This is a genomic window from Paraburkholderia sp. BCC1876, from assembly GCF_902833695.1.
Taxonomy (GTDB): Bacteria; Pseudomonadota; Gammaproteobacteria; order Burkholderiales; family Burkholderiaceae; genus Paraburkholderia.
In genome coordinates this window covers 31,548-52,725 of sequence record NZ_CADFGI010000007.1, presented here as the reverse complement: position 1 = coordinate 52,725, position 21,178 = coordinate 31,548, and the positions used below count along the sequence as shown (strand labels likewise).

Sequence of the window (21,178 nt, the reverse complement as noted above, 5' to 3'; positions counted from 1 at the left end):
CTTTGCTGGTTGGTTGCTGCGTGCCTTTGGCGCCCTTACGGACAGGTTGATGCAAATGGGTAAGGTTTATTTGATCGGCGCAGGGCCGGGTGCCGCGGATCTCATTACCGTGCGCGGTGCGCGGCTTTTGGGTTCGGCTGATGTGGTGCTGCATGATGCTTTGGTCGAGCCGGCTATGCTCGACTATGCACCTTCGCACGCGCGGCGGATTGCTGTTGGGAAGCGGTGTGGGCAGCTTTCTACCGCGCAGCAGTTCATCAATAAGCAGATTGTGGATGCTGCGCTTGAACATCAGGTTGTTGTCCGGCTCAAGGGCGGCGATCCTATGCTGTTCGGGCGCGCCGATGAGGAAATGCGGGCGCTTGAGGCGGCTGGGATCGAGTATGAGGTTGTGCCTGGCATCACTGCTGCGCTGGCTAGTGCGGCTTCTTTGAAGCGGTCTTTGACGCTGCGAGGGGTTTCTCGGAGTGTGGCTTTGGCGACTTTTAGTCGGGCTGCTGGGTCTGATGAGATTCGTGAGCAGGTTAATGCGGATTCGGTTGTGTTTTATATGGGCCGGGATAGTGGGGTTGAGATTGCTCAGCAGTTGATCGAGGCTGGGCGGCCTGCTTCTACGCCTGTGGCGATCGTTGAGGCTTGTAGTACGCCTCGGGAACGGATTCTGACGCTCACGCTTGAGGGTCTCGCCTGTGGTGAGGCGGTGAGGTGGGTTGATGCTGCGCAGCCTAGCTTGTTGATGATTGGGGAGGCTTTTGCTGAGCGGCAGGTGGATGGGGTTGGTCGCTCCGCGGATGGGATTCTGGCGGCGGCTTGATCGGCTTTTGCCAGTGCGGCGCTTTTGGTTTGTTCTCTTCGGGTGTTGGCCTTTCCTTGCTGTCTTAGTGGTCTACTAGCGTTGCCCCTGTGCGGGGCGGCACTCACTTTTCTTTGCCTGCCGCAAAGCAAAGTAAGCAAAAGAAAGCGGCTCACACCGCCAGCTCATAAGCGGGTCCCCCGCGCAGTCACGGTAGTGGCTCATCTGGAATCTGTGCTCTCGCACATTCCGCTTCAGTGACACAGCCGTCATTCTTCCGGCGGCGCTGCGCGCGCCGCAGCGGTCGTTCCCACAAGCTCGTCTCTTACACATTCATGGTCGATAAAACGGCGGGCAGTTGTCCCGGTTCGCGCTATGCGCGTGCCGGGACGGTGTGACTAGAAACACGTTGTCTCTCTGCAGCGGTATGCGTGCGTGTGCATGTGGATTTGCACGTCGATCCATCCCAGTGGCTCGCGGGTAATGGATCGCCGAGCGCCAGTTAATGCGTAATCACCAGGCGCCGAAAATTACCTTTGAAGGGCACTCGCCGGTTCGCCGTCAACCGGGCTGCGCAAGTGCTCGCGCCGTTCCTCGCGGCCTTCTGCGTGGCCTTTGCCAGAAGCTTCGCGGCGTGGCGGGCTGTGATGCGGCGCTCAGGAATTCCGTGCGCATCCAGCGCGATGATCTGATACAACTCGCGGTCAGTCTCGACTTCCTGCTGGTAGTTCTCGGCGCTATCGATCAACACGCCCAGTAGCGATCGCTGGCGTGCTATTTCGTCACGCGTAATAGCCAGACTTCTGTATATCGAGGTCGCAAGCGTGACCAGTTTTCCCGGGTTTGCGATCTGCCGGTCAACGAGTTCAAAAGCCGATAGTGCGAGTTTTTCATACTGGATCGCGTCAACAGGCGGGCGCGAAGCGCTTCGAGAATTCTTGGGGGATTTGCTCATGTGCGATCTCCAATTGCTGACTTGGATCGCCCGACACGCGCTTGAAAAAGTGGTGAGCGGGCACAGTAACAAGGTTGGCAGCCCGGCGTGGAACCATAACCGGCAGACCCGAAGGTCTCCTTGCCACGGCCCGCCCCTTGAAAAGAGACGCGCAGAAGCTAATGCACGTCTGCTTTCGCCGACGCACAGGTTCCACTCCACTTGTAGGCCGCCAAGCCTGCCCGTCGATGTTTCGACGACGAAAACAAGTCTAAAACGTATCGCTCCGGGAGTGATTGCCTGCCCGGGCTAAATGCGTCGCGCGGCGCCACGTTCTGAAATTTCCTAGGCATTAGTTCACGGGGATCGGCATGTGTCGCAAACTTCTAAGCATTTCGAATGAACGTCGGCGTGCGAGAACTGCGTGCCGAATGAGGTGCAAACCCGAACGTTGAATTGTCTTAATTGGGCAAGTCTGGCGATGATTGCGGAACGTCCGAGAGAGGGCGGATTGATTGCCCTATCGGCGACGTCGAGCCAGCGAGAGCGCGGTTATCAGTTGCTCCGCTAACGCGGCGGCAGGCACCGGCTTCAGAGTTTGCAGTATGTGAACAACCGCCCCGGCGCGCGCAGCGCCGCCGGAAGAATGACTGCTATGTCACCAACGTGGAGTGCGCGAGAGCACAGATTCCAGATGCACCACTACCGTGGCTGCGCGGGGGATTCGCTTAGCAGGGGCAATGTGTGAACAACCGCGACGGCGCGCGCAGCGCCGCCGGAAGAATGACTGCTATGTCACCAACGTGGAGTGTGCGAGAGCACAGATTCCAGATGAGCCACTACCCGAACTGTGCGAGAGACCCGCTTATGAGCTAGCGGTGTGAGCCGCTTTCTTTTGCTTACTTTGCTTTGCGGCAGGCAAAGAAAAGTAAGTGCCGCCCTGCACAGGGGCGACGCTAATAGACCACCGTGATCACAAGGAAAGGCCAACGCCCGAAGAGAACAACCGAAAGCGCAGCGAGAGCAGAAAGAGTGGGGCGAGCAGTACGACGACAGAACAAGCGACCGGGCGCAGAAGGAGCGCGCCTGAAGAGAGTGCAGAACCGAAACCCTAAACCTGCCGAAGGCAATAAAGCGCGACAGCATCAAGAACACCCTCATCTTCCCCAACAGCACCCGCGCACTTAATCTGAACAGAGGGATAAAGCCCGCGACAGCGCTCGATGACGAGAGGCAGATCTTTCCGCACATGCCCCCCTTGCCCAAAAAAAACCGGCACAACGGTCACAAGGTCACAGCCACCGGAGGCAAGCTCACCCACAGCGGCAGGCAAATCCGGCTCCATCAACTCAAGAAAAGCCAATACAACCGGCCCGGCCGAGGCATCAGCCGTACGAGCCCCGCGCAGCTTCTCAGCGAGCCTCTCAAACGGCTCCCGCCAGCGCGCATCCCTTGCACCGTGCCCAAACAAAACCAGCCCATGCGTAGCCATGGAACGATACCCCTAATGCCGATCAACCCACTTTAACCCAACCAGCCCAAGCACGAGATAAACCAACCCAGGCGTAGCCGCGGTCAAAGGCGCAGGCCAGGTATTCAAAGTGCCGATATGCGAGAACAGCGTGTTGAAGAGTTGAAAACTCATCCCTAGCATGATCCCACCGAACACCTTGACCCCCACCACTCCAGCCCGCGTATGCAGATAAGCAAACGGCAACGACAAAACCAGCATCACGAACACCGCAAACGGATACAAGACCTTACGCCAGAGCGCGATCTCATACCGCTGCGTATCCTGATGATTCTCGGTCAGATGCTGGATATACCGGAACAGATTGAACATCGACATCCGATCCGGCGACACCAGCAGCACTGACAGAATCTGCGGCGTCAATTCCGAGCGCAGCGAATACTCCGGCAAGCTAACCTGAGTCGCGCGATAAACCGGATTCAACGCATCCGCAGGCGTCCCGGGAGGCGGCGGCACATCGATCAACTGCGTATCGGTCACATCGGTCAATTGCCAATGCCCAGGCGGCTGATACTTGCCGCTTTTAGCGATCCGCACGTTCGACAAACGGAACTTCGAATCGAACTCATAGATCCGCACATTGCTGATCGTCGCATCCGGCTTCAACTCGCCGACGTTCACGAAGCGCGTCACCTGCTCGCCATCGGCCCGCGCGGTGAGCGTGTCCTTCACCCACACACCCGACTGGAAGTTACTCGACACCGACGACCCCAGTGCCTCCAGCCGCACCCGCTCCGACAACTGATCCGTATAAGGCCCAACCACTTCGCCGATCAGATACGTCAGGAACACCAGCGGAATCCCGATCTTCAGCAATGACCGCAACGCCTGATTGGTCGCCAGCCCCGACACCCGAAAAATCGTGTACTCGGAATTCGCCGCCATCTGCGCGAACACATAAATCGCGCTGATCAACGCGGCAACCGGAATGATTTCGTAGAAGCGCGACGGCGTCTGCAGCGCGACCCGCAGCACCGCATATTGAAACTTGTAGTTACCGTGCCCAACCGAATTCAGTTCGTTGATCAGGTCGAAGAAGAAGAACAGACCCGAAAACGCAAACAGAATGAAGATGAACGTGAGGTAGATCTGACGCGCGAAATACCTTTCATAAATGCGCATCGGTCAGGTCCCCTGCGAACGGTTGAACATGGCCCGCGTGAACAGCGGGCGGTTGCGCACGCGCAGCCAGAAGATAAACGCGACGATCACCGCGACGATCACATGGAGTCCCACCAGCCCGACGCCGAACGACATCTTGCCTTGCTCGATCCACGACTGCACCACGTTCAACAGATTCGAATACGTCAGATAGATCAGCACCGCCATCACCAGATTGATGGTGCGACTGCGTCGCGGATTCTGGTGCGCGAGAGGAATCGCCAGCAGCATCAGATTGAGCGCGATCAAAGGCAGCCCGGCGCGCCACGCGAATTCGGCGAGATTCTCTTTGGTCGGATTGCGCAGCAGCGCGAGCGTCGACATGCCGGTGCTGGTCGCCGTATTGACGACCGGCTGGCTCTGGATTTTCACGCCATAGCGCTCGAACTCCATGATGCGGAAGTCGGGGTGCCCCGGCTCGCCGTCGTAGCGCCGGCCGTTTTCGAGCACGACGAAGCGGTCGCCGTTCTTATGCGTCTCGGTGTGTCCGTTCTTCGACACCACCACGTTGACCTTGCCGTTCTCGGTGCTGGTCACGAACACGTTCTCCACGTGCCCCTGATCGGGCGACATCTTCTCGATGAAGAACACCCGGTGGCTGGTGGCCGACTCGCGGAATTGACCCGGCGCCAGCAGCGAGACCTCGTCGCGCTGCTGGAAGCGCGCGCGGATCAGCTTGCTCTGCTGGTTCGACCACGGCCAGCCGACGAACACGAAGAACATGATGAGGATGATGATCGGCGTGGCAAAAATACCGATCGGCTTGATGAACTGGGTCAGGCTGACGCCCGAGGACAGCCACACGACCATCTCGGAGTCTTTGTACCAGCGTGTCAGGACGAACAGGATCGACACGAACAGGGTCGCGACGAGCATGATCGCCAGGTAGCCGATCACGGTCAGTCCGATCAGGACCAGCACGTCGCGTGGATCGATCTCGCCCGAGGCCGCGAAGCCGACGATGCGGATCATCATCGTCGTCAGCACGAGCGTGAGGAGAACCATGAACACGGCACCAGCCGTATACGCGAGTTCGCGCTGGAGGGAGCGTTCGAAGATCATTATTGATGATGAGAGGGGGCGCTCTCAGCGGCGTGAGGGTTACTCCCCGTCACACCTCCGGTGCAGCCGCCGCAGGAAAAATAGCGGATAATTGCGGCTTTCATCCTAAGCCCAGATTTTATCCGAGGACAAGCGCGATGGACTTTAGCATAAAAGCCTGTGATTGGACCAAAGGCTCGTCAAACGGTTTCCTGACCGGTAAATCCGATTGCATCGTGATCGGTGTGTTCGAGTCGCAGACGCTTTCGGGCGCGGCGCTCGAGATCGATGCGGCCACCAAAGGGCTGTTGACCCGTGTCATCAAAGCCGGCGATATGGAAGGCAAAGTCGGCTCCACGCTGTTCCTGCACGAAGTGTCGGGTATCGGCGCTTCGCGTGTGCTGCTGGTCGGTCTCGGCAAGCAGGACGCTTTCAATCAGAAAGCCTACGGCGACGCTGCGCGCGCCGCCTGGCGTGCGTTGCTGGGCACGAAGATCGTCCAGGTCACGTTTACGCTCGCTCAACTGCCTATCCTCGAACGCTCGGCCGATTGGGGCGTGCGCGCCGCGATCCTCGCGCTGCGCGAGCTGACGTACAAGTTCACGCAGATGAAGAGCAAGCCGGACACCACGCCGCGCGCGCTGAAGCGCATCGTGTTCAGCGTCAACACCGGCGACGACAAGGCCGCCAAGCTGGCCGCCAAGCAAGGCGCGGCGCTGGCCAACGGCATGGACCTGACGCGCGACCTCGGCAACCTGCCGAGCAACGTCTGCACGCCGACCTACCTCGCCAACACCGCGAAGAAACTCGCCAAAGACTGGAAGCTGAAGGTCGAAGTGCTCGGCGAGAAACAATGCGAAGCGCTGAAGATGGGCTCGTTCCTGTCGGTCACGGCCGGCTCGGTCGAACCGGCGCAGTTCATCGTGCTGCAGTACCACGGCGGCGCCGCGAAGGCCGCGCCGGTGGTGCTGGTCGGCAAGGGCGTCACGTTCGACACCGGCGGCATCTCGCTGAAGCCGGGCGAAGGCATGGACGAGATGAAGTACGACATGTGCGGCGCCGGTTCGGTGCTGGGCACGATCCGCGCCGTCGCCGAAATGGGCTTGAAAATCAACGTCGTGGCGATCATCGCGGCGGTTGAGAACATGCCGTCGGCTACGGCCACCAAGCCGGGCGACATCGTCACCAGCATGAAGGGTTTGACGATCGAAGTGCTGAACACGGACGCCGAAGGCCGGCTGATCCTGTGCGACGCACTCACCTACGCCGAGCGCTTCAAGCCGGCAGCCGTGATCGACGTCGCTACGCTGACGGGCGCCTGCGTCATCGCGCTGGGTCACCACAACAGCGGCCTGTTCTCGAAAGACGACGCGCTGGCGGGCGAGTTGCTCGACGCATCGCGTGAGGCTTCGGACCCGGCCTGGCGCATGCCGCTCGACGACGAGTATCAGGACCAGCTCAAGTCGAACTTCGCCGATCTGGCGAACATCGGCGGCCGTCCTGGCGGCAGCGTGACGGCGGCGTGCTTCCTGTCGCGCTTCACCGAAGCGTATCCGTGGGCGCATCTGGACATCGCGGGTACGGCGTGGAAGAGCGGCGCGGCGAAGGGCGCGACCGGTCGTCCGGTGCCGTTGCTCTCGCAGTTCCTGATCGACCGCGCTGCACAATGACGCAATGCAGTAAGGTGGCCAGCGCGGTCGCGGACCCGGCGTCAAGCCGGGTCCGGGTCGTGCAACGGCGCGTAAGCCTGGCTGTCGACGCAAGGCGGAGCCGCCGATGACGAGGATCGATTTTCACTCGAACGTCGGCGATTCGCTGCTGTATGCGTGCCGCCTGATCCGCAAGGCGTATCAGGCGGGCCAGCCGACCATCGTGCTGGCCGAGCCCGAGCGTTTGCGGGCTTTCGACGAACAGCTGTGGACCTTCTCGCCGCTCGACTTCGTGCCGCACTGCATGGCGGGCACGCCGCTCGCCGCGCAAACGCCTATCGTGCTGGCGTCGAATCTCGACGACGTGCCGCATCACCAGGTGCTGCTCAATCTGGGCGCTGCGGTGCCGGCCCAGTTCGCCCGCTTCGAAAGATTGCTGGAAGTGGTCGGTAACGCACACGACGAACTCGCTGCGGGCCGCGAACGCTATCGTTTCTATCGCGATCGCGGCTATGCTTTGAACAACTACAAGCAAGGCAGCTAGGCCTTTTTCCGTCCGCGTCGCGTGGTTTCCTGTCTGAAGGATCCGGCGTGGATGCGGCCTGCCTTGGCTTCGACTCAAACAGGGAGAGCGCACGTGTCCGATCCCCACGACAATTCGATTCCGGTGTTAAGCGAGATTCTCGTGCCGGGTAATCCTGTGCAGGCGCGTCACCCGTCGAACGACGCGGCTGTGCCGGCGGAACACGCCATCACTGACGACGGTGCGCCGCGTGAGCCTGGCTTTCGCACTGAGCCGGTGCTCGAGCCGGACACCCTGCATGCGCATGAACTCGCTGCCGTGCAGGAACCCGCGGCCGAGCCACCGCCCTTGCCGACGCTGGACGAGGTGCTCGAGCTAGGCCGTGCGGCCGCGCCGGAACCCTTACATGCGCCGGCGCATGCGGCGGATCATCATCCGAAGAAGCGTTCGCGCTCGCATCACGCGCATGACGATGTGCCCGAGCGCGATGCCGGCGTCTTCAATCGCGCCGAGCCTCTTGCTCCGTTCGAAGCCGGTACGAGCGTGCCGCCCGATATCGCTCACGAAACCACTGCGGCGCCGCAGCCGGGCCTCGATGCGAATCTCATCGCCGAGCGTCTGCGTGGACGCTTTGCGGGTTTTCTGACGGGCGAGGGACGCGAGGTCATCGAGGCGCGTTGCCGCGATGCATTGCAGGAGCACACGGGCTGGCTGGTCAGCCAGATCACGCGTGAAGTCGCGCTGACGCTGGAAACCGAAATGACCGCGTGGGTGCGGGAAGCGGTGGAAGAAGAGATCGCGCGGCGCTCAGGCCACGCGTGATTCGAAGGGAAGGGAAGGCGGCTTGAAACGCGATCATGCGTTTCAGCGCCTTCAACCGTGCACGTTCAGCAATGCACGTTCATCGATGCACGCTCACCAATGCGTACGCGTCATCATTTCAGCGACAACACCCAGCCTGCCAACGTGGCCGCCTGATCGGGCGTGAGTTGCGTGTTCGCGGGCATGGGCACGATTCCCCACACGCCTGCGCTGCCATCCAGAATCTTGTTCTTCAGATAGGTTGCGGCGTCGTCGCGACCCGCGTATTTCGCTGCGACATCATGTAGCGCCGGTCCCATGAACGGACGCGCGACCGCGTGGCAGCTCATACAGTTCTCCTGCTGGGCCAGCGCCAGACCGGCGGCGGCCTCGGCATGCGCGACCGGACTACCGACGCTCAAGATAACGCCCAGCAGGCCGGCGCTTGCAAGCGCTGCATGCGACATGGATTTCATTCTGGTCTCCGTCGGTGCAGATGCCCGACTCGTGGTGCGGGCATTATAAAAGGAAAGGGACGCACGGTTTTTGAACTACGTCCTTTCGACATTCTGTTGCGCCTTGCGGGCATGAATCCAGACGTAGCGGCGCGATGACGTCCGGCACCGTTCGCGGATCCAGAGCGATTCGTCGGGTCTTTGGGACAGTCCACGGGCCGGCTCTCGTCGGCGTTGCTCGTTAGCCGTGGCGCGGCTCTCAATGTATCGCCGGGTACTACCGGCATCGTGGGCAAAGCGGGTTTCATTGTCATTGCCCTCTGCCGTCATTGCTCGCGCGCGGAGGCCCCAGGTTTGGTTCCACAAGGTGCAATGATGACGACACTCGGCGTTGGCAATCATCCGCTCAGGCTTTTGCCCAAAGAGACGGACCGGTCCGGTCCGCTATCTCCAACCGCACGCCGCAATGGCGAATCGGCCAGCGAACTCAGTGCACCGCCCCATGAGCCAAACGCCGGAGCGTCATCCCCGTTCGGAGTCGGAAGACCGGGTGACGCAACTCTGCCGGCGCCGGCCGCTAAGGCTGCGGCCAAAGAGCCGGGCGTCCCGACAGCCAGACGCCTTGTAGCTGCCACGAGCGCCAATGAGCGGGCTCAACCGGAGCACGGGAGTGTGCCCGCCAAAGAACGGGCGCCCGGCGAGCTTGCTGGAGCTGGCGCCGGCGCGCTGTTGCCAGCGCAGAGTTCGGACACGTTGCAGCGCACTCGCAGGACGCCGCCGCCTTGGCCGCTACCTCCAGAGGCGACCCTTCCGGCGACGGAACACACCTTCGATATCTATAACGGCCCCGCGACGAGGCACAACGGCCTCTCTTCCTCGGTCCTGTCGCAAGCCGCCGGACAGCCCAGCGCATTGAACAATGTGTGCGCCGGCCTCGTGCTAGGCACGCTCTACCTGGTGGCGACAGGAAAAGCGCCGAATCTGTTCGAGATGACTTCCGTCATGCGTGATTCCCTTGGCGATCCGCAACTGAGACAGGCGGCGTTGACGTCGATCTATCAGGTGCAGCGAGATACCGTGCGCGATCCTATCGGCAACGTTCCGGGTCTTATCGCGCGACCCAATTTCGACTCGATTCGAACCAGTGCGGAGTTGCGCAGAACGCTGGAGTCTGAATTCGGGCAGCGTCACAGTTCGGCCGACGGCCGCGGCAGTTATCAAACCACGATGATGCCGATACGCATTCAGTTCCGCGCCGCGCCCGCTTCCGAACAAAGGCCAGACGGCGGCAGCGTGGAGCGCCCCGGCCATATGATCATGGTGCAACGGCTGGATCCTTCCGATAACTTCCGGAATGACCGATACCAGATTTACGACCCGCAATTCGGCGCCTTCGAGTACGAAAATTTCGATCAGATGGCGGTTGTCATGGCTCGGTTGCTCGATTATGGCTATCAGCAGTACGGTTTTATCGCTCGCGTGCGCACGTTGCCCTATGACGCCGAGAATACGTATCGGCCGAATGACGGTGCGAGCGCGGCTGCTTCGTCCCTTGGCAACGCTACGCTCGCCGCCGTGGACGATGCGCCCGAACTCCAGGGCGCTCATGCTTTATCTCTCCCGCCGGTGAATCTGCCGAGGCCGGATTTCACGCAGTTGCCGCGGCCACCGCATGACGAACTCAAGCGTGACGTCAGCACGGCTTCCGACCCGCAGCCTTATGTGCTCTATCGTCCCTCGGACGTGCCGCCCGAAGCGATGCGCAAGGCGCACGGCTTCAGTGCGGAGAACACGCGGATGAACAACGTCAACCTGGCGCTGCATAACTGCGCGCTTGCATTGAGCCCGGGTGTCACTGACGGCGGCGGCTATCTCGGCACGTTCCGTGACAGCGAGACCGCGAAGAAGCGGCTCTCAGGCGGCGGGCAACAAAGCGGCTATATCTATTACATCAAGCCGAGCCCCAACATGGTCGACGTCCATGGCAGCCTGGGCAAGGCCGATCGCATCCCGTGCGACCGCGAAGTTGCCGCGATGGGCCGGATCGACGATGCCCAGGTGTGTGGCTGGAGCAAGGTCGTGGCTGGGGTGGTGGGCCCCTTCGTGGCCAACCCCGACTATCGTTACGACATCTTCGACCACACTCGCACGTCTGGCGCGCAACCGCAGATCGCGCACTTTTCTCCGGACGACCCCGCGTGGGCGGATAGCGATCACAAGCCGTTCGTATCGGGGGTGAACATCGGCGGCAAGGTGCGCTATCTGCCAAACGAGGATCCAGCGCTGACGTCGGCCGCTTTCTACCGACGTGCTTTCGACAAAATCCATTACGCGGCGAGCCAGTTGGAGAAAGGCGAGGACTATCGCGAGCCAGTCCATATCAAACCGTACTTCAATAACAACGACGGCAAGGGCGGCACGAAGCTGAGCTTTCACCACGGCAACGGGTATCCGGCGGTCGATTTGTCCGATACGGGCCTTTCCCAGTATGAATTTTCATTTGGGGACGATGGCCGCATCCATTCCGCGCACGACTATGGGCAGGTGCTGCGAATCGACAAGGACGGCAATGCGTACATTGGCAGCACCCCGAACGATCCGACCGACCTGAACGGCGTGTTTGTTTATGTTCGCGGGATTGACGGTCTGCTGCATGTCGAAGACCGCAAGTGGCTGACCGAGGGCGTCTTCGCTGTCACGCCTTATGTTTCGCCGCCGCAGTCGCGAGACGGCCAACTCGCCGCGCGGCAATCCTGGCGGCTGGAGAATGCCAAACGGCAGGCGGTTTTTCCTCCACTGCCGATGGCCGCATTCGTTGGCAATCCTGTCGCCACGTCGGAGCAGCAATACCGGCTTTACCTGGATCCGGATTCGGCGTTACCTCGTGGTGCCACGCACTTCGTGACCGAGGTGCCGTCGGCGGACAATCCGCACCGCGGCCAGGCTCTCGTTGAGTCCCAGCCCTCGCTGCGGCAGGATGAGATCGCACGCATCAGTGCATGGCTCAAGTCGCACAACGCGGCGTGGCTGTTTCGCGATGGGTTGATGGCCATTCCCGCGGCGCACGGCCAGTTGGAGATACGCACGATCGGCGGTACGCCGGTTTGGCGCACGAGGGCCGATCCGGCGGCTGGCAGCCACGTGCTCTACGACTCGCTGCAGGCGCCGCCGCTGAAGTCGACCTTCAAGCTTCCCGAGCCGATCTGGAATCGCATCATCGCGCAACAGGCGAGGTACGCCGAGCTCGAGGGTCGTGCGCAGCACTTCTATATGTGACGAGCCCGCGCAAAGACAGAAACGATCCGGCGAACAGGACACCCGCAAGGAGGCGTGGCCGATGTCCGCCGGACCCGCAGCATCAGCCGGTAATCGCCCCTTTGTTCGCCGGCAACGCCAACGCCGAATACTTCGCCAGCACACCACGCGTATAGCGCGGCTTCGGCTGCTGCCAGGCGGCGCGGCGGCGCTGCAACTCGGCGTCGTCGATATTCAATTGCAGCAGCAGCTTGTGTGCGTCGATCGTGATCGAATCGCCTTCCTGCACGAACGCGATCGTGCCGCCCACGAACGCTTCCGGCGCGACGTGGCCGACCACCATGCCCCACGTGCCGCCCGAGAAGCGGCCGTCGGTGATCAGGCCGACGGTTTCGCCGAGCCCCTTGCCGATAATCGCCGAGGTCGGCGCCAGCATCTCCGGCATGCCGGGTCCGCCCTTCGGACCGAGGTAACGCAGCACCACCACGTCGCCGGCGACAATCTTGTCGGCCAGAATCGCTTCGAGCGCGCTTTGTTCGTCCTCGAACACGCGGGCCGGGCCGGTGATGACCGGGTTCTTCAAGCCGGTGATCTTGGCGACCGCGCCGTCTTCGGCGAGATTGCCCTTCAGGATCGCGAGGTGGCCTTCCTTGTACAGCGCTTTCTCGATCGGGAAAATCACCTGCTGATCGGCGCGCGGTTTGCCCGGCACGTCCTTGAGCTCTTCCGCCAGCGTCTTGCCGGTGATGGTGATGCAATCGCCGTGCAACATCCCCGCGTCGAGCAGGATCTTCATGACTTGCGGAATGCCGCCGGCCTTATGCAGATCCGTCGCGACGTATTGGCCGGACGGCTTCAGGTTGCAGATCACCGGCACTTTCTTGCGCATACGCTCGAAGTCTTCAATGCTCCATTCCACCTCGGCCGCGTGCGCGATCGCCAGGTAGTGCAGCACGGCATTGGTCGAGCCGCCGGTCGCCATGATCAGCGCGACGGCGTTCTCGATCGACTTCTTCGTGATGATGTCGCGCGGCTTCAGGTCATTCTTGACGGCTTCGACCAGCACGCGTGCCGATTCGGCGGCGGAGTCGACCTTTTCGTCGTCGGGATTGGCCATCGTCGACGAATACAGCAGCGACATGCCGAGCGCCTCGAACGACGAGCTCATCGTGTTGGCGGTGTACATCCCGCCGCACGATCCCGACGACGGGCACGCGTTCTTCTCGACCCCTTCGAAATCTTCTTCCGACATGCGGCCCGCCGTGAATTCGCCGACCGCTTCGAACGACGACACGATGGTCAGGTCCACGCCCTTCCAGTTGCCCGGACGGATCGTGCCGCCATACACGTAGATGCCCGGCACGTTGGTGCGGGCAAGGCCGATCATGCCGCCCGGCATGTTCTTGTCGCAGCCGCCGATCACGACTACGCCGTCCATCCATTGCCCTTGCACGCAGGTCTCGATGCAGTCGGCGATCACTTCGCGCGAGACGAGCGAATACTTCATGCCCTCGGTGCCCATCGACATGCCGTCCGAGATGGTCGGCGTGCCGAAGATCTGCGGATTCGCGTTGGCGCCCTTGACCGCGGCGACGGCCGCGTCGGCCAGACGCTGCAGGCCGGAGTTGCACGGCGTGATGGTCGAGTGGCCGTTGGCGATGCCGATCATCGGCTTGTCGAAGTCTTCCTTCTTGTAGCCGAGGGCGTAGTACATGGAGCGATTCGGTGAACGCGCCACGCCTTGCGTGATGTTCTTCGAACGACGGTTGTATGCCATGGGGAACTCCAGTCTGTTTTGTTCTGGTCTGTGCTGCGTGTCTGTCTTGCTGTACTGCGGCTGTACTGCGGCCTGGGTGCGGCGGGTGTCGTGCGTCAATCCAGTGTAGTTCCGACGCGCAATGCAAGGATGCGGTTTTGCAAACTACGTGTCCAATATATTATTGAGGGCAGATTAGGTCGTAAAATATATTAATCATGCTGCCCGCCATCCCCGACCTGCGCCAGTTGCGCTATTTCGTGACCGTCGCCGAAGAAAAGCACTTCGGGCGCGCGGCCGTGCGTCTTTCGATGACACAGCCGCCGTTGTCGCAAGCCATCCGCGCGCTGGAGGAGACGCTCGGCGTCGAACTGTTCGCGCGCACCAAGCGCTCGGTCGAGCTCACGCCGGTGGGCGCGGATCTGTTGCCCGAAGTGCAGCGCCTGCTGGCCGGCGCCGAAGGGCTGCGGCCGCTCGCGCAGAGTCTGGCGCGCGGCGAGGCGGGGGTGTTGTCGCTGGCGTTCGTTTCGACCGCGGACTACGGGCTTCTGCCGCTGCTGTTGCGCGATTTCGGCGCGCGCCATCCGCGCGTACGGCTCGAACTGACCGAGGCCACCAGCGACGTTCAAATAGACGAACTGGTGGCCGGACGCATCGACGCGGGCCTCGTGATCGCGCCGCTGCCGTCGCGCCACGGCACGCAGTTGTCGTGGCTGCCGATCGCGCGCGAGCCGCTGATCGTCGCGATGTCGACGGAGACGGCGGCGCGGGTGGCCGAGGCCGCCGGGCACAATGCCTGCCATGACGTGGACCCCGACGTGAGCCCCGAAGCCGAATGGCTCGAGACACCGATCAGCCTGCGCGACGTCGCCGATGCGCCGCTCGTGATCTTCCCAAGACGTTTGGCGCCTGGCTTTTATGACATCATTATGGATTGCTACGGCGTGGCGGGCCTGACGCCCCACATCGGCCAGGAGGCGATCCAGATGCAGACGATCGTGAGCCTCGTGTCGGCCGGCATGGGTGTCGCACTGGTGCCGCAATCGTTACGTAATCTGCGCCGCACCGGCGTGGTGTATCGTCCGCTGGTCGAGTCGGTGCCGGCGATCGAAACGGGGCTGGTCTGGCGCACGGCGGAGGTGAGTCCGGTGCTGGCGGGCTTCATCGACATCGCGCGGGCGCATGCCGCTACCGTCGAGGCGCAGCACGCCGGCGCGCAGCATGTTTAACGGCGCGGCTGCGAACGCATTGCGCGCGGCGCCGTCCAATGCTTGCGCTGCGGTCTGCGCAAGCGGCGTGCGCCAGCCGTCACTCGTCCCAAAGAATCGATTAGAAAACCCGCTTCTGAACCTGAACTGCCCATAACAACACGATGCTCATTCACCCGAATTTCGACCCCGTTGCCATTCATCTGGGGCCGCTCGCAGTGCGCTGGTATGGACTGATGTACCTCGTCGCCTTTATCGCGGCGATCGTCGTCGGCCGGCTGCGGCTGCGTTTGCCGTACGTCGCGGCGCAAGGCTGGACCGCGAAAGATATCGACGACATGCTGTTTTACGGCGTGCTGGGTACGATCCTCGGCGGCCGCCTCGGCTACGTGCTGTTCTATAAAGCGAGCTTCTATTTCGCGCATCCGCTCGACATCTTCAAGGTGTGGGAGGGCGGCATGTCGTTCCACGGCGGCTTCCTCGGCGTGACGCTGGCCATGGTGCTGTTCGCGTATCAACGCAAACGCTCGTGGCTGCAAGTTACCGATTTCGTCGCGCCGATGGTGCCGACCGGGCTCGCGGCAGGGCGTCTCGGCAACTTCATCAACGGCGAGTTGTGGGGCCGCGTGACCGATCCGTCTTCGCCGTGGGCGATGATGTTTCCCGGCGCCGCGCCTGACGACGCCGCATGGCTCATCGCGCATCCGCAACTGGCCGCACAGTGGCATCTGAACGAAGTGTTCGCGCAATATCACATGCTGCCGCGTCATCCGTCGGAGCTGTATGAGATCGCGCTGGAAGGTATCGCGCTGTTCTTCGTGCTGATCTTCTTCTCGCGCAAACCGAAGCCGTTGGGCGCGATTTCCGCGGTGTTCCTGATCGGCTACGGCCTCGCGCGCTTCACAGTGGAATTCGCGCGTGAGCCGGACGACTTCCTCGGTTTGCTGGCGATGGGTCTCTCCATGGGCCAATGGCTGTCGCTGCCGATGATCCTCGTCGGTATCGGCCTGCTGGTGTGGGCATATCGCCGTGCGCGTCGTGAACCGGCGCAGGCGGTTAGCGCGAACTGATTGATTGCGGCTACGGGTTATCGTAGCCAGCGGTATCGAGCGTTATCAAACGATCTGTCGATGAGCGCTCAACGAAAAAAGCCACGGCATGCCGTGGCTTTTTTTGCATCCGCTAGCGGCTCGGGCACGCACAAATCAGCGCCCGAACCCGCACGCATTACTTCATCTGCACCGAACCCGACACGTTGACCGTTACCGTCGACGTACCGCCTTCGATTGGCACCGGCGCCGACATCTTCGCGTCCGAACTCATGGCACGGGCGCTCATCATCATCATGGGACGCGGCATCACGCCACCGTTCTGACCGACGTTAACTTCGCGAATCGCATAGCCGCTATAGCCGAATGCCTGCGCGGACGAAGCCGCTTGCTGGCGGAACGACTTGATCGCTTCGCCGGTGAGCTTCTGCTCGGCGGCGCGCTGTGCTTCCGGCGACAACGAGAACTGCACGTTGCCGACCTGCATGATCGATGCCATTTGACCCGCGAGCTTCGATGCCGCAGCGAAGTCGTGCGACTCGAGCACGATCTCCGTGCGGCCGCGCCATGCGGAAATGCGGCCGTCGCGATCGGTGGACGGATAGATCGAGAACGAACCCGTGCGGGCCGTCACGCCGCTCACGCCCTTGGCTTTTTGCAGCGCCGAATCAGCGCGCTGATTCAACGTGGCGGTCAGCGCCGACGGATCGCTCGCTTCCTGCTCGAAGAACAGCGTGATATCGACCACGTCTTGCGGGACTTCCGAGCTGGCCTGCGCATTGAGCGACAGCACGCCGGCGGGCTGATACGGCGCGGCGTTCTGCGCGCGAGCCAGAGTCGGCGTGAGTGCGAGCGCAACCGGCGTAGCGCATACGAGAGCGAGAGCGAGTGCCCGTGCGGTGTTTTTCGTCATTGTTGGACTCCTTGCTTGAACAGGTTATGCACGATAAGAGCAAGCGCTGTGCGGTGGCACAACGTTTGCGCGACCGTTAGGCGCTTGTAACCTAAGCTTGGTTCCCCAATTTGACAATGCCTTCACGTTTGCTTGCAACTGCGTGCGCATTACGCATCATTGCGCAAGCCGTTTGATGATGAAGCGCCACTCGGCTTCGCTCACCGGCGTGATCGACAGACGGTTGCCTCGGGCGAGCACGCGCATGTACTTCAATTCCTCGTGCTCGCGCAACGCGGCGAGTGGAATCAGCGGGATCTTCTTCTTGAACACCACGTCGACGAGCAACCAGCGTGGCGTTTCCTGCGACGACTTCGGGTCGAAGTAGGGGCTCTTCTTATCGAACTGCGTGGGGTCCGGATAAGCGGTCGACGAGACTTCCGCGAGCCCTGCGATACCCGGCTCGGGACAGCTCGAGTGATAGAACAGCACACCGTCGCCGACCTGCATCATGTCGCGCATGAAGTTGCGCGCCTGATAGTTGCGCACGCCGGTCCACGGCAACGTGTGATGCGCCGCTTGGGCGAGATGGTCGATGCTTGCTTCGTCCGGTTCGGACTTCATTAGCCAGTAGCGCATGAATCGAATTGAACGTTAAGGGTTTGACAACACAGAGAAAAGCCGTGACCCAAAGAAAAACGGCATCGAACCGAAGTCCGATGCCGTTCTAAATAAGGTCCCCGCCTTAGCCGCTAGGCCGGCATCCTGAACCGGGGGTTCAGAATTGGTCGCAGTTAGCAACACTTCGGGTACATCAGACAGAGTGACGCGCACACCCGTGCTACAAATTTCCGCAACCGTGCACATGGCATTGGTTCAAGGAATATATGACCTTGGCGAACCAGGCAGGGAAGCTAAACCAGTAAAGCTTAAACGATGCAACTCAAACGTTTCACGACTCTAGCTCGATCACTCCGTTTGAATTCGCAGCCGATCTCAGGAACGACTGCTTGGAACCTTGATACTGCTCGATACCGCTGGTGCTTACTGCATGCTGTACTGCTGAATCACAGTACCCAGTTGTTCGTTCATTTGATGCATTGTACGCCGGATTTCCTCTGCGGGAAATGCTTCTCCGTGTCGCACGCTCGATTGCAGCTTAAGCAGTTCCGATGCCAGCGACAGGCAAGCCATGACAGCAATGCGATCCGTGCCGCGTACGTTGCTGTTATTGCGGATCTTCGACATTTCGGCGTCGACGCGTGCGACGGCCTCAAGCAGCGCGCCTTCCGTTTCCGGTGAGCAGGCGAGGCGATACGGCACGCCGAGAATCGATACTTCGATCTGCTTGGTGGTCATGCATTTTCTCCGTGTCGGGTCACGTCGCCCTGCGCTTCGACTTCGTGCTGCGCGGGTTCGAGCAGATCGAGCTGGCTATCCGGCTCGTTGTGCGCGCGCGCCCGCGGCAGCTTCTCGAGAATCGCATTCAGGCGCACCTGGGCGTCGTCGATTTTCGCGGACAGGGCGTCGCGTTCCGCTTGCAGCGTGTCGCGTTCCTCGCGCAACAGCGCAAGTTCCGTGCGCGTGGCTTCCACCTCGGCACGTGATTGGGCGAGCTGCTCTTCGAGCGCGAGACGCGCTTCATTGTGGCGTTGGCTGATCGTGATCAGCTTGCCGATATTTTGTGAAAGTGATTCGAGTTCGGTGAGCATCTGCTGCGTCCTCTAAAGACATCGCATTTTAGCGCGGAATGTCGCAGGTTCCGACAATTGTCTCGTTTCGAGACGTAACAACATCGCTTTGTGCCGGCTTTTATCGACCTTATGATGAAAAAGTACTCATGCATCGGACAATAACCTGCACTTAACAGAACAGATCGCGCGCGGATTCACCAGTCCGGATCGTGCGTTCAAAGTTCAACCTGCGAGTGTGCCACTGCGCGTCGCGCGTGGGAAGGCGGCGCAGAAGCGGCGCACCCGCTATTCCGATTCCGCAAGGTCGAACAGTTACTATCTCGCCTTCGGCGTCGTGACTTCACGACGTCACGTCGTCATGAGTCTGTCCGCGCGTTATAACGTCACGACGACGTGGTACGCGGCCACGCTAATTAGAATCCGTTGAACAGGGACCATGAAAAGGCTTATTCGTATCCAGCGCCGCGCCGCATCGCGTCCGTCACTGCCGGTCGGTATCCGCGGTGACGAACCGAGCGCGTCGGGATCGCGCGAATGAACCGCCAGTCGGGGTCGATGCCCGCCACACTGCGCGTGATGAACGCGAAGCGCGCCGCCGCGATCTGGCTCGTGCTTGCGCTGATCGCGCTGGCAGTGCTGATGGCGTCGCTCGCGCTCGGCAGCGTGTCGCTCGCGCCGATGCGTGTGCTCGCGGCGCTGCTACCTTCGCACGCGTCCGAGGGAAGCTCGCTCGGTTCGTCGGCGGATCTGGCCGGCGAGATCGTCCGCAACTTGCGTCTGCCGCGTGCGCTCGCCGGCTTTGCGTGCGGCGCGCTGCTCGCGTTGGCCGGCGCGTTGCTGCAGGTGCTGTTGCGCAATCCGTTGGCTGAGCCGTACGTGCTGGGTGTGTCCGGCGGCGCGGCGACCTTCGCCCTCGTCGCGATGATTGCGGGCTGCGCATGGTGGATGGTCGACGCCAGCGCGTTCGCCGGCGCCTTCGTGTCGATCCTGCTGGTGCTCGGACTCGCGCGCCGCGAGTTGTGGCGTGGCGAACCGCAGGACACGTCGCCGCGTTTGCTGCTGACCGGCGCGGTGGTCGCATCCGGTTGGGCGGCGCTGATCACTTTGCTGCTGAATCTCGCGCCCGACAACCGTTTGCGCGGCATGCTGTTCTGGCTGACCGGCGATCTCAACGGCGGCACGATGCCATGGGTTGCACTCGTCGCGCTCGTGATTGTGCTGGTCGCGATCGTGCCGGTTGCGCCGCGTCTCAATGTCTTGCTGCGCGGCGACGCCGCCGCGCAAGCGTTGGGCGTCGCCGTCATGCCGCTGCGCTTGCGCGTGTATCTGGCGGCGTCGCTCGCGGCGGCCGCGGCCGTGACCACCGCGGGCACCGTCGGCTTCGTCGGGCTCGTCGTGCCGCACATGTTGCGGCTCGCGTTCGGCAACGATCAACGCATGTTGCTGCCGGCCGCGGCGCTCGGCGGCGGTGTCGCGGTGATGGGCGCGGACCTGATCGCGCGCACGGTGATCGCGCCGGCGCAATTGCCGGTCGGCGTGATTACGTCGATCGTCGGCGTGCCGGTGTTTCTGTGGATGCTGCTGCGCAAACGCCGATGACCCCATCCCACGACCTCGTTCAAGCTTCGCTCAGCGCGCAACGTCTGACCTTGCGCGCCGGCTCGCGCACCTTGCTCGACGCCTTCACGCACACGTTCTACGCAGGCGAAATCTGGTGTGTCGCCGGGCCGAACGGCGCGGGCAAGACGACGCTGCTGTCCGCGCTCGCGGGCTTGCTGCAACCGTCGGCGGGGCACGTCGAGCTCGACGGCATGCGGGTCGCCGACTGGCCGCCGTTACCGCTTGCCCAGCGCCGGGCGCTGATGCCGCAAAGCGCCGCCGACGCATTCAGCGCGAGCGTCCTCGACATTGTGATGTTGAACCGCTTCCCGCATCTGAACGGCTGGGGCTGGGAAGGTGCAGCGGATCGCGACGCGGCGCACGCGGCGCTGGACCTGTTGGGCCTCACCGCATTTGCCGCACGCGACGTGCTGTCGCTGTCGGGCGGCGAGCGTCAACGCGTGGCGCTAGCGGCGGTGTTGTGTCAGGACGCGCCGTTGCTGCTGCTCGACGAACCCTTATCGCATCTCGACCTGCATCATCAGATCGATTGTCTCGAAGCGCTGGCCGCGTGGACCCGCGAGCCGCGCCGTACCGTGCTGTTTTCGTGCCATGACCTGAACCTGGCGCGCCGTTTCGCCACGCACGCGTTATTGCTCGACGGCGAGGGCGGCGCGTACGCCGGCCCCGCGCACGACGTGCTGACGCCCACGTTGACGAGCCGCGCATTCGGCTATCCGCTGATTCTGATTCGCGACGGCGAACACGAGGCGCTGATTCCGGCGCCGCGCGCGCGTCACGAATCGCTTGCGGTTCATGATGGACCGGCAAGCTGAG

At 62.0% G+C, this 21,178-nt stretch carries 19 protein-coding genes and 1 other RNA gene; 9 read left to right on the top strand and 11 right to left on the bottom strand.

Annotated elements, in window-relative coordinates:
- Window positions 1-55 precede the first annotated feature (55 nt).
- Window positions 56-814 carry a uroporphyrinogen-III C-methyltransferase gene (gene cobA, locus HWY05_RS24120; protein WP_035562193.1) on the top strand — a complete coding sequence of 253 codons (759 nt, stop codon included), beginning with the start codon at window positions 56-58 and terminating at the stop codon, window positions 812-814.
- A 481-nt stretch (window positions 815-1,295) separates the two neighbouring features.
- Here the strand turns inward: cobA and HWY05_RS24115 are convergent, their stop codons facing one another.
- The 4 genes from HWY05_RS24115 to lptF all read right to left on the bottom strand — a co-directional run bounded on the left by HWY05_RS24115 (window position 1,296) and on the right by lptF (window position 5,481).
- Window positions 1,296-1,748, bottom strand: coding sequence for a hypothetical protein (locus HWY05_RS24115; protein WP_176059871.1), 453 nt, complete (start codon window positions 1,746-1,748; stop codon window positions 1,296-1,298).
- A gap of 1,090 nt (window positions 1,749-2,838) precedes the next feature.
- Window positions 2,839-3,219 carry a CbiX/SirB N-terminal domain-containing protein gene (locus HWY05_RS24110; RefSeq protein ID WP_035552539.1) on the bottom strand — a complete coding sequence of 127 codons (381 nt, stop codon included), beginning with the start codon at window positions 3,217-3,219 and terminating at the stop codon, window positions 2,839-2,841.
- 12 nt (window positions 3,220-3,231) lie between these two features.
- Window positions 3,232-4,380 carry an LPS export ABC transporter permease LptG gene (lptG, locus tag HWY05_RS24105; RefSeq protein WP_035552536.1) on the bottom strand — a complete coding sequence of 383 codons (1,149 nt, stop codon included), beginning with the start codon at window positions 4,378-4,380 and terminating at the stop codon, window positions 3,232-3,234.
- A gap of 3 nt (window positions 4,381-4,383) precedes the next feature.
- Window positions 4,384-5,481, bottom strand: coding sequence for an LPS export ABC transporter permease LptF (gene lptF / locus HWY05_RS24100; RefSeq protein ID WP_035552534.1), 1,098 nt, complete (start codon window positions 5,479-5,481; stop codon window positions 4,384-4,386).
- 137 nt (window positions 5,482-5,618) lie between these two features.
- Here lptF and HWY05_RS24095 point away from each other — a divergent pair, with 137 nt between their 5' ends.
- From HWY05_RS24095 to HWY05_RS24085, 3 genes are all read left to right on the top strand, one after another.
- Entirely contained in the window at window positions 5,619-7,130 is a 1,512-nt protein-coding gene (locus HWY05_RS24095) for a leucyl aminopeptidase (protein WP_176059870.1), read from the top strand.
- Window positions 7,131-7,236: 106 nt separating this feature from the next.
- On the top strand, window positions 7,237-7,653 hold the full coding sequence (locus HWY05_RS24090) for a DNA polymerase III subunit chi (protein ID WP_035552527.1): 417 nt from the start codon (window positions 7,237-7,239) through the stop codon (window positions 7,651-7,653).
- Between the two features lie 93 nt (window positions 7,654-7,746).
- Complete coding sequence (locus HWY05_RS24085) at window positions 7,747-8,454, top strand: DUF2486 family protein (protein WP_035552525.1); 708 nt, start codon at window positions 7,747-7,749, stop codon at window positions 8,452-8,454.
- Between the two features lie 113 nt (window positions 8,455-8,567).
- Here the strand turns inward: HWY05_RS24085 and HWY05_RS24080 are convergent, their stop codons facing one another.
- A complete protein-coding gene (locus HWY05_RS24080; protein WP_176059869.1) occupies window positions 8,568-8,909 on the bottom strand; it encodes a c-type cytochrome in 342 nt (113 codons plus the stop codon).
- Window positions 8,910-9,560: 651 nt separating this feature from the next.
- Between HWY05_RS24080 and HWY05_RS24075 the strand changes: the two genes are divergently transcribed.
- Window positions 9,561-12,164 carry an enterotoxin A family protein gene (locus tag HWY05_RS24075; protein ID WP_176059868.1) on the top strand — a complete coding sequence of 868 codons (2,604 nt, stop codon included), beginning with the start codon at window positions 9,561-9,563 and terminating at the stop codon, window positions 12,162-12,164.
- A gap of 82 nt (window positions 12,165-12,246) precedes the next feature.
- On the opposite strand, the gene ilvD is transcribed toward HWY05_RS24075, so the two are convergent.
- Entirely contained in the window at window positions 12,247-13,920 is a 1,674-nt protein-coding gene (gene ilvD, locus HWY05_RS24070) for a dihydroxy-acid dehydratase (RefSeq protein WP_176059867.1), read from the bottom strand.
- A gap of 197 nt (window positions 13,921-14,117) precedes the next feature.
- Here ilvD and HWY05_RS24065 point away from each other — a divergent pair, with 197 nt between their 5' ends.
- On the top strand, window positions 14,118-15,128 hold the full coding sequence (locus tag HWY05_RS24065; protein WP_035552519.1) for a LysR family transcriptional regulator: 1,011 nt from the start codon (window positions 14,118-14,120) through the stop codon (window positions 15,126-15,128).
- A 143-nt stretch (window positions 15,129-15,271) separates the two neighbouring features.
- Entirely contained in the window at window positions 15,272-16,177 is a 906-nt protein-coding gene (gene lgt / locus HWY05_RS24060) for a prolipoprotein diacylglyceryl transferase (protein WP_176059866.1), read from the top strand.
- A gap of 157 nt (window positions 16,178-16,334) precedes the next feature.
- Here lgt and HWY05_RS24055 read toward each other — a convergent pair whose 3' ends face one another.
- The 5 genes from HWY05_RS24055 to HWY05_RS24035 all read right to left on the bottom strand — a co-directional run bounded on the left by HWY05_RS24055 (window position 16,335) and on the right by HWY05_RS24035 (window position 18,760).
- The gene (locus tag HWY05_RS24055) at window positions 16,335-17,069 is read right to left on the bottom strand and encodes an SIMPL domain-containing protein (RefSeq protein WP_035552514.1); all 735 of its coding nucleotides are present in this window, start codon (window positions 17,067-17,069) and stop codon (window positions 16,335-16,337) included.
- Window positions 17,070-17,225: 156 nt separating this feature from the next.
- Entirely contained in the window at window positions 17,226-17,687 is a 462-nt protein-coding gene (locus HWY05_RS24050) for an EVE domain-containing protein (RefSeq protein WP_176059865.1), read from the bottom strand.
- Window positions 17,688-17,781: 94 nt separating this feature from the next.
- A non-coding RNA gene (gene ssrS / locus HWY05_RS24045) (6S RNA) lies at window positions 17,782-17,963 on the bottom strand.
- A gap of 129 nt (window positions 17,964-18,092) precedes the next feature.
- Window positions 18,093-18,407, bottom strand: a complete 315-nt coding sequence (locus HWY05_RS24040) for a cell division protein ZapA (RefSeq protein ID WP_035552510.1) — start codon at window positions 18,405-18,407, stop codon at window positions 18,093-18,095.
- Entirely contained in the window at window positions 18,404-18,760 is a 357-nt protein-coding gene (locus tag HWY05_RS24035) for an ATPase (protein ID WP_035552507.1), read from the bottom strand. The genes HWY05_RS24040 and HWY05_RS24035 overlap by 4 nt, the downstream gene beginning before the upstream one ends.
- Before the next feature lie 516 nt (window positions 18,761-19,276).
- Here HWY05_RS24035 and HWY05_RS24030 point away from each other — a divergent pair.
- Together HWY05_RS24030 and HWY05_RS38400 are read left to right on the top strand one after the other, a co-directional pair.
- The gene (locus HWY05_RS24030; RefSeq protein WP_176059864.1) at window positions 19,277-20,341 is read left to right on the top strand and encodes an iron ABC transporter permease; all 1,065 of its coding nucleotides are present in this window, start codon (window positions 19,277-19,279) and stop codon (window positions 20,339-20,341) included.
- Window positions 20,338-21,177: an ABC transporter ATP-binding protein gene (locus HWY05_RS38400; protein ID WP_035552503.1), complete on the top strand. Its 840-nt coding sequence runs from the start codon at window positions 20,338-20,340 to the stop codon at window positions 21,175-21,177. Before HWY05_RS24030 ends, HWY05_RS38400 begins: the two co-directional genes overlap by 4 nt.
- Window position 21,178 lies beyond the last annotated feature (1 nt).

Coding starts and splice junctions, on each gene's coding strand:
- HWY05_RS24095 (WP_176059870.1), top strand. CDS start 5,619: ATGGACTTTAGCATAAAAGCCTGTGATTGGACCAAAGGCTCGTCAAAC.
- HWY05_RS24115 (WP_176059871.1), bottom strand. CDS start 1,748: ATGAGCAAATCCCCCAAGAATTCTCGAAGCGCTTCGCGCCCGCCTGTT.
- HWY05_RS24090 (WP_035552527.1), top strand. CDS start 7,237: ATGACGAGGATCGATTTTCACTCGAACGTCGGCGATTCGCTGCTGTAT.
- HWY05_RS24055 (WP_035552514.1), bottom strand. CDS start 17,069: ATGACGAAAAACACCGCACGGGCACTCGCTCTCGCTCTCGTATGCGCT.
- HWY05_RS24035 (WP_035552507.1), bottom strand. CDS start 18,760: ATGCTCACCGAACTCGAATCACTTTCACAAAATATCGGCAAGCTGATC.
- HWY05_RS24065 (WP_035552519.1), top strand. CDS start 14,118: ATGCTGCCCGCCATCCCCGACCTGCGCCAGTTGCGCTATTTCGTGACC.
- lgt (WP_176059866.1), top strand. CDS start 15,272: ATGCTCATTCACCCGAATTTCGACCCCGTTGCCATTCATCTGGGGCCG.
- cobA (WP_035562193.1), top strand. CDS start 56: ATGGGTAAGGTTTATTTGATCGGCGCAGGGCCGGGTGCCGCGGATCTC.
- HWY05_RS38400 (WP_035552503.1), top strand. CDS start 20,338: ATGACCCCATCCCACGACCTCGTTCAAGCTTCGCTCAGCGCGCAACGT.
- HWY05_RS24040 (WP_035552510.1), bottom strand. CDS start 18,407: ATGACCACCAAGCAGATCGAAGTATCGATTCTCGGCGTGCCGTATCGC.
- HWY05_RS24050 (WP_176059865.1), bottom strand. CDS start 17,687: ATGCGCTACTGGCTAATGAAGTCCGAACCGGACGAAGCAAGCATCGAC.
- lptG (WP_035552536.1), bottom strand. CDS start 4,380: ATGCGCATTTATGAAAGGTATTTCGCGCGTCAGATCTACCTCACGTTC.
- ilvD (WP_176059867.1), bottom strand. CDS start 13,920: ATGGCATACAACCGTCGTTCGAAGAACATCACGCAAGGCGTGGCGCGT.
- HWY05_RS24110 (WP_035552539.1), bottom strand. CDS start 3,219: ATGGCTACGCATGGGCTGGTTTTGTTTGGGCACGGTGCAAGGGATGCG.
- lptF (WP_035552534.1), bottom strand. CDS start 5,481: ATGATCTTCGAACGCTCCCTCCAGCGCGAACTCGCGTATACGGCTGGT.
- HWY05_RS24030 (WP_176059864.1), top strand. CDS start 19,277: ATGAACCGCCAGTCGGGGTCGATGCCCGCCACACTGCGCGTGATGAAC.
- HWY05_RS24080 (WP_176059869.1), bottom strand. CDS start 8,909: ATGAAATCCATGTCGCATGCAGCGCTTGCAAGCGCCGGCCTGCTGGGC.